Annotated in this window: 13 protein-coding genes; 7 read left to right on the top strand and 6 right to left on the bottom strand. The window is 68.7% G+C overall.

From position 1 onward, the window contains the following. The first annotated feature begins 136 nt into the window (after positions 1 to 136). From HMH01_RS06675 to HMH01_RS06685, 3 genes are all read left to right on the top strand, one after another. Positions 137 to 1,102, top strand: a complete 966-nt coding sequence (locus HMH01_RS06675; RefSeq protein ID WP_171323609.1) for a TRAP transporter substrate-binding protein — start codon at positions 137 to 139, stop codon at positions 1,100 to 1,102. A 66-nt stretch (positions 1,103 to 1,168) separates the two neighbouring features. Then, complete coding sequence (locus tag HMH01_RS06680; RefSeq protein ID WP_171323611.1) at positions 1,169 to 1,693, top strand: TRAP transporter small permease; 525 nt, start codon at positions 1,169 to 1,171, stop codon at positions 1,691 to 1,693. A gap of 3 nt (positions 1,694 to 1,696) precedes the next feature. Then, positions 1,697 to 2,998: a TRAP transporter large permease gene (locus tag HMH01_RS06685; RefSeq protein WP_171323613.1), complete on the top strand. Its 1,302-nt coding sequence runs from the start codon at positions 1,697 to 1,699 to the stop codon at positions 2,996 to 2,998. 21 nt (positions 2,999 to 3,019) lie between these two features. On the opposite strand, the gene HMH01_RS06690 is transcribed toward HMH01_RS06685, so the two are convergent. Beyond that, positions 3,020 to 3,535 (bottom strand): winged helix DNA-binding protein, encoded by a 516-nt coding sequence (locus tag HMH01_RS06690; RefSeq protein ID WP_171323615.1) that lies wholly within the window; start codon positions 3,533 to 3,535, stop codon positions 3,020 to 3,022. A gap of 184 nt (positions 3,536 to 3,719) precedes the next feature. Here HMH01_RS06690 and HMH01_RS06695 point away from each other — a divergent pair, with 184 nt between their 5' ends. Both HMH01_RS06695 and HMH01_RS06700 read left to right on the top strand, forming a co-directional pair. Further along, entirely contained in the window at positions 3,720 to 4,562 is an 843-nt protein-coding gene (locus tag HMH01_RS06695; RefSeq protein WP_171323616.1) for a DUF6544 family protein, read from the top strand. Continuing rightward, positions 4,559 to 5,509, top strand: coding sequence for a peptidoglycan DD-metalloendopeptidase family protein (locus HMH01_RS06700; RefSeq protein WP_171323618.1), 951 nt, complete (start codon positions 4,559 to 4,561; stop codon positions 5,507 to 5,509). Before HMH01_RS06695 ends, HMH01_RS06700 begins: the two co-directional genes overlap by 4 nt. A 12-nt stretch (positions 5,510 to 5,521) precedes the next feature. Here the strand turns inward: HMH01_RS06700 and HMH01_RS06705 are convergent, their stop codons facing one another. The 4 genes from HMH01_RS06705 to ugpB form a co-directional block, all read right to left on the bottom strand. Beyond that, complete coding sequence (locus HMH01_RS06705) at positions 5,522 to 6,541, bottom strand: ABC transporter ATP-binding protein (protein ID WP_171323620.1); 1,020 nt, start codon at positions 6,539 to 6,541, stop codon at positions 5,522 to 5,524. A 3-nt stretch (positions 6,542 to 6,544) separates the two neighbouring features. Next, positions 6,545 to 7,381 (bottom strand): sn-glycerol-3-phosphate ABC transporter permease UgpE, encoded by an 837-nt coding sequence (gene ugpE / locus HMH01_RS06710; protein ID WP_171325278.1) that lies wholly within the window; start codon positions 7,379 to 7,381, stop codon positions 6,545 to 6,547. A gap of 17 nt (positions 7,382 to 7,398) precedes the next feature. Next, complete coding sequence (gene ugpA / locus HMH01_RS06715) at positions 7,399 to 8,280, bottom strand: sn-glycerol-3-phosphate ABC transporter permease UgpA (RefSeq protein WP_171325280.1); 882 nt, start codon at positions 8,278 to 8,280, stop codon at positions 7,399 to 7,401. 90 nt (positions 8,281 to 8,370) lie between these two features. Further along, positions 8,371 to 9,681 carry a sn-glycerol-3-phosphate ABC transporter substrate-binding protein UgpB gene (gene ugpB, locus HMH01_RS06720; protein ID WP_171323622.1) on the bottom strand — a complete coding sequence of 437 codons (1,311 nt, stop codon included), beginning with the start codon at positions 9,679 to 9,681 and terminating at the stop codon, positions 8,371 to 8,373. A 184-nt stretch (positions 9,682 to 9,865) separates the two neighbouring features. Between ugpB and HMH01_RS06725 the strand changes: the two genes are divergently transcribed. Further along, positions 9,866 to 12,187 (top strand): Tex family protein, encoded by a 2,322-nt coding sequence (locus HMH01_RS06725; RefSeq protein WP_171323624.1) that lies wholly within the window; start codon positions 9,866 to 9,868, stop codon positions 12,185 to 12,187. A gap of 66 nt (positions 12,188 to 12,253) precedes the next feature. Next, positions 12,254 to 12,655 (top strand): winged helix-turn-helix domain-containing protein, encoded by a 402-nt coding sequence (locus HMH01_RS06730; RefSeq protein WP_246237289.1) that lies wholly within the window; start codon positions 12,254 to 12,256, stop codon positions 12,653 to 12,655. On the opposite strand, the gene HMH01_RS06735 is transcribed toward HMH01_RS06730, so the two are convergent. Next, complete coding sequence (locus HMH01_RS06735; protein ID WP_171323626.1) at positions 12,652 to 13,971, bottom strand: MFS transporter; 1,320 nt, start codon at positions 13,969 to 13,971, stop codon at positions 12,652 to 12,654. The two genes, HMH01_RS06730 and HMH01_RS06735, sit on opposite strands and share 4 nt — an antisense overlap. Positions 13,972 to 13,988: the final 17 nt, after the last annotated feature.

A 13,988-nucleotide genomic window follows, 5' to 3' on the forward strand; every position in this document is an offset into this window, starting at 1 on the left:
CCCTGCTGCTGGCGGTCCGATACAAAGCTGTTGCTTTGATCATATAACGCTGACAAAATGTCAACGTTATGAAGAGCCGGGAGTTTCGGGTTACCCTGACGGCCGGCCGGATGTGGTCTGACAGAGGAGTTCTAGAATGAAGCATATCGCGCTGAGCCTGGGCCTTGCGGTTGGGGTCTCCGGCGGTGTCGCTGCCCAGGCCTGGGACATGCCGACGCCCTATGGCGACACGACCTTCCACACCCAGAACATCATGCAGTTCGCAACCGAAGTGGCCGAGGCCACAGGCGGCGCGCTGGAGATCACGGTGCATTCCGCGGGATCGCTGTTCCCGCATGGCGAGATCAAGAACGCCGTCCGTTCCGGCCAGGTGCCGATCGGCGAATTCTTCATGTCCACGCTGGTGAACGAGGACGCGGCCTACGGGCTGGACAGCCAGCCCTTCCTTGCCACCAGCTACGAGGAGGCTGCCCGCCTTTGGGAGGCGCAGAAGCCGGTGGTGACCGAACTTCTTGCCGAGCAGGGGCTGATGCCGCTCTATTCCGTCGCCTGGCCGGCGCAGGGGCTCTACACCAACGGCGAGATCGCGACCGTGGCCGACCTGGCCGGGCTTCGGTTCCGCGCCTACAATGCCGCCCTCGAGGAGTTCGCCGCACTGGCCGGGGCGGCGCCCGTGCAGGTCGAGGCGCCGGATATCCCGCAGGCCTTTGCGACGGGCCAGGTCGAGGCGATGATCACGTCTCCCTCGACCGGGGCGACGTCCACCGCCTGGGACTTCGTCAGCCACTACACACCGATCAACGCCTGGGTGCCGAAGAACATCGTCGTGGTGAATGAGCGCGCCTTCCGCCGTCTGCCCGAGGATGTGCAGGCCGCGGTGCTTGCCGCCGCCGCCGAGGCCGAGGCCCGCGGCTGGGAGATGTCGCGCGCCGAAACCGACATGCAGACCGCCGTTCTGGCCGAGAACGGCATGACCATCGTCGAGCCCAGCGCCGAGTTGCAGGCCGGCCTGCAGGAGATCGGCGCGCAGATGCTGGAGAACTGGCGCGCCAACGCGTCCGCGCCGGCGCTTGCCGTTCTCGAGGCATATCAGCAGCAGTAAGGGCCCGGCCCCGGCCCCCCGCGCGCCGGGCGCGGGGGCCGGCGTGCCGGCAGCGTGAGGTATCCGATGCGTCAACTGCTCGACCGGGTCTATCTGGCCGCGGGCTGGATTTCGGCCGTCATCATCCTGGGGATCGCTGTGCTTGTCAGCGCGCAGGTCGCGCTGAACTTCTCGACCCGGGTACTGGGCCTGCCGCTGCCCGCGACGATCCCGTCCTATGCCGATTTCGCGGGCTTCATGCTGGCCGCGGCAACATTTCTCGCGATGCCATACACATTCCGCTCGGGCGGGCATATCCGGGTGTCGCTGGTCAACGGGCGGCTGCCCGAGCGCGTTCGCCTGCCGCTGGAGGTGGCGGTTCTGGTCATTGCAACCGGGCTGGTCGCCTTCGCGACCTGGTATGTCTTCGCGCTGATCCTCGAAAGCTGGCATTTCGGGGACAAGTCATCGGGCATGGTGCCGGTGCCGCTCTGGCTTCCGCAAAGCTTCATGGGGCTGGGCATGGCGCTGCTGCTGGTGGCCGCGATCGACACCCTGGTCCAGACCATCCGCGAGGGCCGCCTCGTGATCGACAGCGGCGAGGAGGCCTGAGCCATGTCAGATCCGGTCGTCGGCCTGATCCTTCTCGGTGTGCTCGTGGTGCTGCTGACGGCGGGGCTGTGGATCGCCCTGGCGCTGGCGGGCGTGGCCGCCGTCGCGCTGGTCTTCTTCTCGAACGCGCCGGTGGGGCTGGTGATGGCGACCACCTTCTGGGGGCACAGCCATTCCTGGTCGCTTGCGGCGCTGCCCCTGTTCATCCTGATGGGGGAGATCCTGCTCCGCTCGCGCCTGTCGGCGGACATGTTCAGCGGGCTTGCGCCATGGCTCGGGCGGCTGCCGGGGCGGCTTCTGCATGTGAACGTGATCGGGTGCGCGATCTTCGCTGCCGTGTCCGGGTCATCGGCCGCGACCGCGGCCACCATCGGCAAGATGTCGATCCCCGAACTGAAATCCCGCGGCTATCCCGAAAGCCTGATCCTGGGCACGCTGGCCGGGTCGGCCACGCTGGGGCTGCTGATCCCGCCGTCGATCATCCTGATCGTCTATGGCGTGGCGACCGAGCAGTCGATCGCGCGGCTGTTCGTCGCCGGCATCCTGCCGGGACTGATGCTTGTGGGCCTGTTCGGCGCCTATGTCGCGGCGCGCGCGCTGTTGAATCCCGGGCTGATCCCGGCATTCGACCAGCCCATGTCGCTGCGCGAGAAGCTGTGGGCGGCACGGGGGCTGATCCCGGTCGCGGTCCTGATAGCGGGGGTGATCGGCGCCATCTACACCGGCATCGCCTCGCCCACCGACGCGGCGGCGCTGGGCGTGATGTTCTCGCTTCTGCTGGCGGTGCTGTCGGGCAGCTTCAGCCGCAGGGATTTCCTGGACGCGCTTCTGTCGGCCACCCGCACCTCCTGCATGATCGCCTTCATCCTGCTTGGCGCGGCCTTTCTCGCGGTGGCCATGGGGTTCACCGGGCTGCCGCGGAACCTGGCTGCCTGGATCGGCGAGATGGGGCTGTCGCCTTATGTCCTGCTGGCGGTGCTGACGCTGTTCTTCATCGTGCTGGGGCTGTTTCTCGACGGGATCTCGGTGGTGGTGCTGACCACATCGATCATCATGCCGATGGTGCTGGCGGTGGGCATCGATCCGATCTGGTTCGGCATCTACCTGGTGCTGGTCGTGGAGATGAGCCAGATCACCCCGCCCGTGGGGTTCAACCTGTTCGTCATCCAGGGACTGACCGGCATCGACATCCTGCGCATCGCGCGGGCGGCCTTTCCGTTCTTCCTGCTGCTGCTGCTGTCGGTGCTGCTGATCACGCTGTTCCCGGGCATCGTCACCTATCTGCCCGACGCCATGTCCGGCTAGGGCAGGGCCGTTGGCCGGGCCCTACAGCGAGGAGGCGGCCCGGCTGGCCTGGTCGTACTGGCCTGAAAGCGCGCGCAGGCTGGCGGCGATGGAGCGCAGGTCCTGCCCGCTGATATCCATGCGCGCGATCCCCTCCAGAAGGCAGCGCTCGCGCACGTCGCGATAGGCTTCGCAGAGTTCGGCGCCGCGCGGTGAGGCGATGTAGAACACCTCCTTGCCCCGCTTGTCCGCGCTGACCAGCCCCGCCTTGAGCAGCTTCTTGAGCGCGTAGTTGACCGTGTGCGTATCCTCGATGTTGAGCAGGAAGCATATGTCGGCCAGCCGCTTTTCGCGGTTGCGATGGTTCACGTTGTGCAGCACGAGGATCTCGAGCGGGCTCATCTCGGTCTGACCGGCGGCGGCCATGCACTTCACCATCCAGCGCGAGAAGGCGTTGGAGGCGATGATGAGGCCGAACTCGAATTCCGACGTTTCCCAGCCCTCGCCCTCGGCCAGGTGGCGGGAGGATACGATCCGGCGTTCGGCGGCTTTCTTCATGGTTTTCTCCGAGTTCCTGCACATCTTGTCGACATGATCCCAGCGAACTCGTGCCGTGTCAAAGCCCGCGAAGCACCTGCCGGTGCGAGGCCTGCGGGTCTTGAACCCTTGATCTCGATCATCGCGCGCCCGCCTGCGAACCTGTCATGGCCCGTGGCATCGGATTGGAACGGGCGGGGTGTTCATGGAAGTCGTGGCTGTCATTCTTGCATGTCTGTCGGGGGCGGCGGTTGCCCTGGGGCTTCTTCGCCGTTCGGACGGGCGGGCCGAGCAGGCGGAACGGGCGCGGCTGGTGGCCACGCAACCGCGCGACCCGGCGCGCTTTTCCCCCGACATGCTGGTTCCCCTGCCGGAACCCGCACGGCGCTTCTTCGGCTTCGCCATCCGGCCCGGCACGCCGCTTCTGACCGTGGCCGATATTTCCATGACGGGGCGCTTCGGGATGGGGGGCAAGGCGAAGCCGGCCTACCGGCAGATGCGGGCGCGCCAGGTCCTGGCCGCGCCCGACGGGTTCGTCTGGGCCATGGCCACGCAGGGCGGACTGCCGCTTTCAGGCTCTGACACGGGGCGCTGGACGCGGTTCCGCATCCTCGGGCTGATCCCGGTCGCGCGCCGGGGCGGCGATGCGGATCATGCCCGCGCCGCCTTTGGCCGCATGATTGCCGAGGCGGTGTTCTGGACCCCTGCCGCACTTCTGCCGGGGCCGGGCGTCACATGGGAGGCGGTCGACGACGACACGGCGCGGGTGACGGTCAGCCGGGGCGGTCTTTCGCAGGCGGTCGATGTCCGGGTGGATGCCGAGGGCCGGCCACTCATGGTCTGGTTCCAGCGCTGGAGCGATGCGAACCCCGAGCGGCGCTATCGCCTGCAACCCTTCGGCGGGTACCTGTCGGATTTCCGCGAGGTGGCGGGCTTTCGCCTGCCGCACCGGGTGGAGGCGGGCAACATGTTCGGCACCGAGGACTGGTTTCCCTTCTTCCTGGCCGAAGTGACCGCGATCGCGTTTCCCGAGGGGGGCGCGCCATGATCGCGGCCGTTCAGGTCGCGCTGCCGCTTGCGCTGGTCTGCTGGGTGGCTTTCCTGCCTTCGGGAAGCCTTGTGGGGTTCGCGGTGCAGGTGCTCGGGTCCGGGGCCATTCTTCTTGCGCTGGCGCTGGTCGCGCAATGGGCCGTGCCGTTCTGGTGGCTGCCGTATCTCCATGGCGCGCTCTGGCTTGGCGCGGTCATCCGGCAGGGGGCGGGGCTCAGGCAAGGGGCGTTGCCGCTCATGCCCGAAGACGCCGGGGGCTGGGTGGCGCTTGGCGCGGCGCTTGTCCTTGCGGCGGTGGGCGGCTGGTACGGCGCGCGGGCGCTTGCGGGTCGGGTGCTGCCGCCAGTGGCGGTCGTCGACATCGCCAATCCCTTCGGGCAGGGGCGCTACTTGGTCGGGCATGGCGGGTCGAACCCGCTGGTGAACGGGCACATGCGCACGCTCGATCCCACCATCGCGCGGTTCCGGCCCTGGCGCGGGCAGTCCCATGCGGTGGACTTCTTCGGGCTGGGCCCGTGGGGCCTGCGCGCGCGGGGCTGGCGCCCGGCCGATCCCGCCGCCTATGCGATCTTCGGTGCCGCCCTGCATGCGCCTTGCGACGGGACGGTGATCGCTGCCGAAGGCGGGATGCCGGATTTCGAGGTGCCGCAGCAGGACCCCGTCAACCGGCTTGGCAACCACGTCATCCTGCGCTGCGCGGATGCCGAGATCGTCCTTGCCCACATGCGGCAGGGCAGCCTGAGGGTTGCACCGGGCGATGCTGTGCGGGTGGGTGCGGCTTTGGGGCAAGTCGGCAATTCCGGCGCCAGCACCGAGCCGCATCTGCACATCCATGCGCAACGACCCGCGGCCGAAGGGGCGCCGCCCATCTCGGGCGAGCCGCTCGCGCTCAGGATCGACGGGCGTTACCTGGTGCGCAACGACCGGATCCACGGGCGCGACTGACAGGCGGGCGGCTCAGGGCAGGTCCAGCCGCCGCCCGTCCGGGCCGAACAGCATCTCGTCGGCCTGCGCCCAGTTCACCCCCGTCTCGGCCCCCTCCTCGGGAAGGGGGATGGCGCCGTCCTGCCGCGCGGTCATCGCGGTCCCATCCCCGAGCCGCAGGTGCACCAGCGTCTCTGCGCCCAGCGGCTCGGCATACTGCACGCGGGCCGTCAGCCGGGCTGTCCCGGCATCCGCAAGCGACACATGCTCGGGCCGCACCCCCAGCTGGCTGCCCTGCGGCGCGCCCGGCATCAGCCGTGCCGTGGGCAGAAAATTCGTCGGCGGCGAGCCGATGAAGCCCGCGACAAAGGCCGTGCGCGGGTTGCGATAGACCTCCAACGGTGCGCCGATCTGGTCGGCCACGCCGCCGTTCATCACGATCATGCGGTCGGCAAGCGTCATCGCCTCGACCTGGTCGTGGGTGACGTAGAGCGCGGTCACCCCAAGCTGGCGCTGAAGCTGCCGGATCTCAAGCCGCATCTGCACCCGCAGCTTTGCGTCGAGATTGGAAAGCGGCTCGTCGAACAGGAACACCGCGGGCTTTCGCACGATGGCGCGGCCCATGGCGACGCGCTGGCGCTGGCCGCCCGACAACTCGCGCGGCTTGCGGGCCAGGTAGGGCTCGATCTGGAGCATCCTTGCGGCCTGCGTCACGCGGGCCTCGATCTCGGCCCTGGGGGTCTTCGCGATCTTCAGCCCGTAGGCCATGTTCTCGTACACGCTCATGTGCGGGTAGAGCGCGTAGTTCTGGAACACCATGGCGATGTCGCGGTCCATCGGCTCCTTGTCGTTGACGCGTGCGCCGTTGATGCGCACCTCGCCCGAGGTGACCGTCTCGAGCCCCGCGACCATGCGCAGCAGCGTGGATTTCCCGCAGCCCGAGGGGCCCACGATCACGATGAATTCGCCATCGGCGATGTCGATGTCGATGCCGTGGATCACGTCGGTCTTGCCGAAGGTCTTTTTCAGACTGTCGAGTGTGACGGTTGCCATTTCCTATTTCTCGCTCTCGACAAGGCCGCGGATGAACAGGCGCTGCATCCCGATCACGACGATCACCGGCGGCACCATCGCAAGGATCGAGGTGGCCATGATGACCGGCCAGTCGGCGACATCGTCGCCCGCGGGGAACATCTGCCGGATGCCCATGACGATGGTGTTCATCGAGGGGTCGGTGGTGATGAGAAGCGGCCAGAGATACTGGTTCCAGCCATAGATGAAGAGGATCACGAACAGCGCCGCGATGTTGGTCCGGCTCATCGGCAGCAGGATGTCGAAGAAGAAGCGCATCGGCCGCGCCCCGTCCACCCGGGCCGCTTCGGCCAGTTCGTCCGGCACGGTCATGAAGAACTGCCGGAACAGGAAGGTGGCCGTGGCCGAGGCGACCAGCGGCAGGATCAGCCCGGAATAGCTGTTGAGCATGCCGAAATTCGCCACCACCTCGTAGGTGGGGACGATGCGCACCTCCACGGGCAGCATCAGCGTGAGGAAGATCAGCCAGAAGAACACCCGCCGGCCCGGAAAGCGGAAATAGACGATGGCAAAGGCCGACAGGAGCGAGATGGCGATCTTGCCCAGCGCGATTCCGAAGGCCATCACCGCCGAGTTCAGCAGCATCGTCGCGACCGGCGTGTTCACGCCCGAGAACAGCGCCTTGCGGTAGTTCTCGAGGAACTGGTCGCCGGGCAGAAGCGGCATCGGCGGGCGGGCGATCTCGGGCTGGGTCACGGTCGAGGCGACGAAGGCCAGCCAGATCGGAAAGAAGATGAAGGCGACGCCCAGGATCAGCCCCAGATGGGTCAGGATCAGGCCCGTGCCGCGCCGTTCCACCATGCCATCGCGCCCCGCCATCAGTAGTGCACCCGCCGCTCGATATACTTGAACTGGATGATCGTCAGGATCGAGACGACCACCAGCAGGATCACCGACTGCGCCGCCGAGGAGCCGAGGTCCTGTCCCACGAAACCGTCGGAATAGACCTTGTAGACCAGGATCGTGGTTGCCTGCTGCGGCCCGCCGCTGGTGATGGTGTGGATCACGCCGAAGGTTTCGAAGAAGGCGTAGACGATGTTCACGACCAGCAGGAAGAAGGTGGTGGGCGAGAGCAGCGGAAAGACGATGGTGCGGAACCGCGTCCAGAACCGCGCCCCGTCGATCGCCGCCGCCTCGATCACGGATCGCGGGATCGCCTGAAGGCCGGCGAGGAAGAAGAGGAAGTTGTAGCTGATCCGTCCCCAGGCCGAGGCGATCACGACAAGGCCCATCGCCTCTTCCTCGTTCAGGACGTGGTTCCAGTCATAGCCGAGCTGGCCCAGGTACCAGCTCACCACGCCCACCCGGGTGTTGAACATGAAAAGCCACAGCACGCCCGCGACCGCTGGCGCCACGGCATAGGGCCAGATCAGCAGGGTCCGGTAGGTGCCGGAGCCCTTGATGAGCCGGTCCGCCAGCACCGCCAGATACAGCGCCACCCCCATCGAGACGACCGTGACGAGGACCGAGAACACCGCCGTGGTCACGAAGGACGCGCGATAGTAGGGGTCCGACAGAAGGAACTCGAAATTGCCCAGGCCCACCCATTGCATCGACAGCCCGAACGGGTCGGGGATGTAGAGCGACTGCCAGATCGCCTGCCCGGCGGGATAGAAGAAGAAGACCGCCGTGATGACGATCTGCGGCAGGACCAGAGCCAGGGGCAGCCAGAGGCCCTTGAAGGTGACGCGCTTTTCCATGGTCTTTCGTGCCACGCGTCCCGGGCCCGACCCGGGACCCCTGCCATGTATCGGCCAGAGGTCCCGGGTCAGGCCCGGGACGGGACGGTGTCAGCGGTTGGCCTGCTCGAAGCGGCGCAGCAGCTGGTTGCCGCGCTCGACCGCGCTGTCCAGAGCCGCCTGGGCGGTCTTGTCGCCCGACCACACCGCCTCCAGCTCCTCGTCGATGATGGTGCGGATCTGGTCGAACGATCCCAGGCGCACGCCCTTGGAATTGGCCGTCGGCTCGTTCGCGGTCATCTGGATCACCGCGATGTCGGTGCCGGGGTTGGCGTCATAGAAGCCCTGCTCGCGGGTCAGCTCTCCCGCGGCCAGCGTGACCGGCAGGTAGCCGGTGTCCTGGTGCCACTGGGCCTGGATCTCGGGCGAGGCGAGGAAGTTCAGGAAGGCGGCGACGCCCTTGTATTCCTCGTCGCTCTGGCCCTCCATCACCCACAGCGAGGCGCCGCCGATGATGGTGTTGAGCGGGGCCGCTTCCACGCCGTCCCAGTAGGGCAGGGGCCGCACGTCGAAGGCGAACTGGGCTTCGGACTTGATGCCCGCATAGCCGGCCGAGCTTTCGGTGAAGAGCGCGCATTCACCGGCGCGGAAATTCGCCCCGCTTTCGTTGCGGCGGCCGGCATAGATGAACTTGCCGTCCTGCGCCCACTGGCCCAGCGTCTCGATGTGCTGCACCTGGAGCGGGCCGTTGAACACCAGCTCGGCATCGAAGCCGGCAAAGCCGTTTTCCTGCGTGGCGAAGGGCACGTCGTGATAGGCCGACAACGTCTCGAGCTGGATCCAGCTCTGCCAGGCGGTGGTCATCGGGCATTCATGGCCGGCCGCCTTCAGCTGGTCCAGCACCTCGCCTACCTGCTGCCAGGTGGCCAGGTCCACATCCGGGTCGATGCCCGCGCCTTCCAGCGCGTCGCGGTTCACCCACAGCACCGGCGTCGACGAGTTGTAGGGGAAGGAGAGCATGTTGCCGTCGGTGTCGGTGTAGTAGCCCTTGACCGACCCGATATAGGCGTCGGGGTCGAAATCGGCGCCGGCATCGGCCATGACCTCGTAGACCGGCTTGATCGCGCCGCGGGCGGCCATCATGGTCGCGGTGCCGACCTCGAACACCATCAGGATGTCCGGCTGCTCGCCGGCGCGGAAGGCGGCGATGCCCGCGTTCAGCGTCTCGGAGTAGTTGCCCTTGAAGCTGGCGTTGACGACATAATCGCTCTGGCTGGCGTTGAACGCCTCGACCTGGGCGGCGGTCAGTTCGCCGAGGCGTCCGGTGAAGGCATGCCAGAACTCGACCTGGGTCTGGGCCTGGGCGGCACCCGCGGTGCCAAGGGCGGCCAGAAGGGCCACGACGGAAATGCGCGATTTCATCTTTTCCTCCGGTGGGGTGAGCGGTTTTTTATCGTTTGATAAAAAACCGTATCGACCACGACCGCGTAATTCAACACCTTGAAGCCCGTGTGACGTGTCCATGACGCTGCGATGACGGCGCGTGCCCCTTGGCGATGGGCGCGGGCAGGGGTATCACGGGCTCCCGCAACGACAGGAGCCGCCCTTGACCGCCACCGCCGACCGCATCGCCCGCACCATCGCGCAAGAGATCAACGCGAGCGCCGCCCAGGTCGCCGCCGCGGTCGGCCTGCTGGACGGCGGGGCCACCGTTCCCTTCGTCGCGCGCTACCGCAAGGAGGCGACGGGCGGGCTGGACGACACCCAGCTGCGCCAGCTGTCCGACCGGCTGACCTATCTGCGCGAACTGGAGGCGCGGCGCGAGACGATCCTCGGCTCGATCCGCGACCAGGGCAAGCTGACCGACGACCTGGCCCGCGCCATCGCAGGCGCCGACAGCAAGGCCGCGCTCGAGGATCTGTACCTGCCCTACAAGCCAAAGCGCCGGACCCGCGCGATGATCGCCCGCGAGAACGGGCTGGAGCCGCTTCTGCGCGCAATCATGGCCGACCGCGCCGCGGTGCCCGAGGTGCTGGCCGCGGACTACCTGTCCGAGGCGGTCGGGACCACGAAGGCCGCGCTGGAAGGCGCGCGCGACATCCTGGCCGAAGAACTGAGCGAGAACGCGGGCCTGCTGGGACGGCTGCGCGACTTCCTGCGCGCCGAGGCGCTGATCACCGCGCGCGTGGTCGCCGGCAAGGAAGAGGCGGGCGCCAAGTTCTCGGACTATTTCGACCATTCCGAGAAATGGGGCACCATCCCCTCGCACCGGGCGCTGGCGATCCTGCGGGCGGCCAGGGAGGACATCGTCACCGTCGAGATAGCGCCCGAGCCTGAGCAGGGGTTCCCCCGCGTGCAGGCGATGATCGCGGCCGAGATCGGGATTCCCGGCGACGGGCCGGGCGATGCCTGGCTGCGTGCCGCCGCCGCCTGGGCCTGGCGGGTCAAGCTGAGCCTGTCCATGCATCTCGACCTGATGGGAGAGTTGCGCGCCCGCGCCCACGAGGAAGCCATCGCCGTCTTTGCCCGCAACCTGCGCGACCTGCTGCTGGCCGCGCCCGCGGGCGCGCGGCCGACGCTGGGGCTTGACCCGGGCATCCGCACGGGGGTCAAGGCGGCGGTGGTCGATGCGACCGGCAAGCTGCTGGAAACCGCCACGCTTTATCCGTTCCAGCCCAAGAACGACGTGCGCGGGGCACAGGCCATGCTGGTCGACCTGATCCGCCGTCACGGGGTGGAGCTGGTTGCCATCGGCAACGGCACCGCCAGCCGCGAGACGGAGCGGCTGGTGGCCGAGACGCTGGGCCTGCTGCCCGAGGGCGTGAAGCGCCCCGTGAAGGTGATCGTGTCCGAGGCCGGCGCCTCGGTCTATTCGGCGTCCGAACTGGCCGCGCGGGAGTTTCCCGATCTCGACGTGTCCCTGCGCGGGGCGGTGTCGATCGCCCGCAGGTTGCAGGACCCGCTGGCCGAACTGGTCAAGATCGAGCCGCAGTCGATCGGCGTCGGCCAGTACCAGCACGACGTGGACCAGCGCAGGCTGGCCCGCTCGCTGGAGGCGGTGGTCGAGGACGCGGTGAACGCGGTGGGCGTGGACCTGAATACCGCCTCGGCGCCGCTGCTCGCGCATGTCGCGGGGCTGGGGCCGGCGCTGGCGCAGGCCATCGTCGCCCATCGCGATGCGCGGGGGGCCTTCGCCTCCCGGCGGGCGCTGCTGGAGGTGGGCGGCCTTGGCCCGCGCGCCTTCGAGCAGTGCGCGGGCTTCCTGCGCATCCGCGATGGGGCGGAGCCGCTCGACGCGTCCTCGGTGCACCCGGAAGCCTACGGCGTCGCGCGCCGGATCGTGCAGGCCTGCGGGCGCGACATTCGCCAGATCATGGGGGACGCCGCCGCGCTGAAGGGGCTGCGGCCAGAGGATTTCGTGGACGACGCCTTCGGTCTGCCCACGGTGCGCGACATCCTTGCCGAACTGGAAAAGCCCGGCCGCGACCCGCGCCCGAGCTTCGTGACCGCGACCTTCACCGATGGGGTGGAGGACATCAGGGACCTGCGCCCCGGCATGCTGCTTGAGGGGACGGTGACCAATGTCGCGGCCTTTGGCGCCTTCGTCGATATCGGCGTGCACCAGGACGGGCTGGTGCATGTCAGCCAGCTTGCCGACCGCTTCGTGAAGGACCCCCACGAGGTGGTCAAGGCGGGCGACGTGGTCAAGGTGCGCGTGCTCGAGGTGGACATCCCCCGCAAGCGCATCGGCCTGAGCATGCGCCGGGACGGGGCCGGATCCGGCAGGGACGCCGCGCCGAAGCCGGGGCGGAACGCGGCGAAAGGCAAGGGCGGGCCGCGTTCGGGCAGTGCCGGGCCGAAAGCGCCGCCGACGGCCCGTGGCGGCTTCGGCGATGCGCTTGTCGCCGCGATGAAGAAGGATCGCTGACGCACCATGCACCTGCGCGCGGCGATATGGCTTGCCTGATGCCGCGATGTCGTGTGGGGTGACGGCATGAGCCAGCCACCGCAAGACGGCCCCGCGCAGGGGGCAGCATCGCACGCGCCGAACCTGCGCATCCGCATCGTGTTCGGTGACGACGCGATGCTGGGGCCCGGCAAGGCGGATCTGCTGGACGGGATCCGGCGCACCGGGTCCATCGCCGCCGCCGGGCGTGCCATGTCGATGAGCTACAAGCGTGCCTGGTCCCTGGTCGAGGAGATGAACGCAGCCTTCCGCGGGCCGCTGGTCCGGTCCAGCCGCGGCGGGGCGAAGGGGGGCGGCGCGGACCTGACCGAACTGGGCGAGGCGGTGCTGCGCCATTACCGCGACCTCGAGGACGCCGCCGCCAGCGCCTGCGCCGACCGCATCGGCGCGATCCACGCGCTGCTCAGGGACGCGGAAAGCCGGGACTAGGCCCTTGCGGGCCGCGACTGCCAGGACGGGTGCAGGTCGTCGATCACCCAGGGGTGTGCGTGAAGGGCACCGCCATGGGCCATCAGATGGGGATGGTCGGGGGGCAGGTCGGGATGTGCATGCGGCACCGATCCCCCCGCGGACGCGGGCCACAGCCGCAGCGCCAGCACCAGTCCCAGCCCCGACAGCAACGCCATCACGAGGAATGCCGCGTCGAGCCCCATGCCCGCGCCCAGCCGCCCGGCCAGCGGATAGGTCACAAGCCAGCAGGCATGGCTCAGCGCGAACTGCGCGGCGAACAGCGCGGGACGGTCCGCCGCCTGGGCCGAGCGGCGCAGCAATCGCCCCGCCGGGGTCAGCACCAGCCCGTAGCCCAGCCCGAGCGCCGCCCAGAGCATAAGGAGCGGCGGCAGCGCGTCTGCCATTGGCCCGGCCAGCATCCCCAGCGTCAGCAGGATGGCCCCCGCCAGCATCGCGGGGCGGTCTCCGGTCCGCTCCAGCAGGCGCGGCAGGGCCAAGGCCGAGATCATTGACCCGGCCCCGAAGGCCGCCAGAGCCAGTGCGACCTGCGGCTCGCCCAGCCCGAGGCGCGCCTTGACCAGCACGACCGTGTTCACGATCACCATGGCGCCCGCCGCCGCCACGGCCAGGTTCAGCGCCAGAAGCCCGCGCAGCCGCGGCGTCGCGAGATAGATCCGCAGACCCCGCGTGAGCCGCGCGCCGAAGGGGCGCCGGGGGGCGGGTTCTGGCGCGGGCAGGCGGGTGGAGGCGACCAGCAGCGCCGAGGCGAGAAAGCCGAGGACGGTTCCACCGAACAGGACCGGGAAGCCGACCACCGTCAGCAGGGCCGCCGCCAGCAGGGGCGAGAGCAGGCTTTCAAGGTCGTAGGCCAGTCGCGACAGGGACAGCGCGCGGGTGTACGCGGCCTCGTCCGGCAGCACGTCGGGGATGACCGCCTGAAAGGTCGGCGTGAACCCGGCCGATGCGGCCTGAAGCAGGAAGATCAGCGCATAGACCTGCCAGACCTCGGTGACGAAGGGCAGCGCCAGGGCGACGGCGGCGCGGATCAGGTCGAGCGCGATCAGCATGGCGCGCCGCGGCACGCGCTCGGCCAGGGCGGTCGCGATCGGGGCAAGCGTGACATAGGCCACCATCTTGATGGCCAGCGCGGTGCCCAGCACCATCCCCGCATCCGCGCCAGCCAGTTGCCAGGCGAGCAGCCCCAGCGCCACGGTCGCAAGCCCGGTCCCCACGAGCGCGATCACCTGCGCCGCGAACAGGTGGCGGTAGGTGCGGTTCGCGAGAATGGCGATCATGGGGGCCTTTCTCTCCG

Source organism: Halovulum dunhuangense (assembly GCF_013093415.1).
In the GTDB taxonomy this organism is placed as follows: Bacteria; Pseudomonadota; Alphaproteobacteria; order Rhodobacterales; family Rhodobacteraceae; genus Halovulum; species Halovulum dunhuangense.

Excerpts from the sequence above, each read along its gene's own strand:
- HMH01_RS06675 (WP_171323609.1), top strand. The coding sequence starts at position 137 with ATGAAGCATATCGCGCTGAGCCTGGGCCTTGCGGTTGGGGTCTCCGGC.
- HMH01_RS06680 (WP_171323611.1), top strand. The coding sequence starts at position 1,169 with ATGCGTCAACTGCTCGACCGGGTCTATCTGGCCGCGGGCTGGATTTCG.
- HMH01_RS06685 (WP_171323613.1), top strand. The coding sequence starts at position 1,697 with ATGTCAGATCCGGTCGTCGGCCTGATCCTTCTCGGTGTGCTCGTGGTG.
- HMH01_RS06690 (WP_171323615.1), bottom strand. The coding sequence starts at position 3,535 with ATGAAGAAAGCCGCCGAACGCCGGATCGTATCCTCCCGCCACCTGGCC.
- HMH01_RS06695 (WP_171323616.1), top strand. The coding sequence starts at position 3,720 with ATGGAAGTCGTGGCTGTCATTCTTGCATGTCTGTCGGGGGCGGCGGTT.
- HMH01_RS06700 (WP_171323618.1), top strand. The coding sequence starts at position 4,559 with ATGATCGCGGCCGTTCAGGTCGCGCTGCCGCTTGCGCTGGTCTGCTGG.
- HMH01_RS06705 (WP_171323620.1), bottom strand. The coding sequence starts at position 6,541 with ATGGCAACCGTCACACTCGACAGTCTGAAAAAGACCTTCGGCAAGACC.
- ugpE (WP_171325278.1), bottom strand. The coding sequence starts at position 7,381 with ATGGTGGAACGGCGCGGCACGGGCCTGATCCTGACCCATCTGGGGCTG.
- ugpA (WP_171325280.1), bottom strand. The coding sequence starts at position 8,280 with ATGGAAAAGCGCGTCACCTTCAAGGGCCTCTGGCTGCCCCTGGCTCTG.
- ugpB (WP_171323622.1), bottom strand. The coding sequence starts at position 9,681 with ATGAAATCGCGCATTTCCGTCGTGGCCCTTCTGGCCGCCCTTGGCACC.
- HMH01_RS06730 (WP_246237289.1), top strand. The coding sequence starts at position 12,254 with ATGAGCCAGCCACCGCAAGACGGCCCCGCGCAGGGGGCAGCATCGCAC.
- HMH01_RS06735 (WP_171323626.1), bottom strand. The coding sequence starts at position 13,971 with ATGATCGCCATTCTCGCGAACCGCACCTACCGCCACCTGTTCGCGGCG.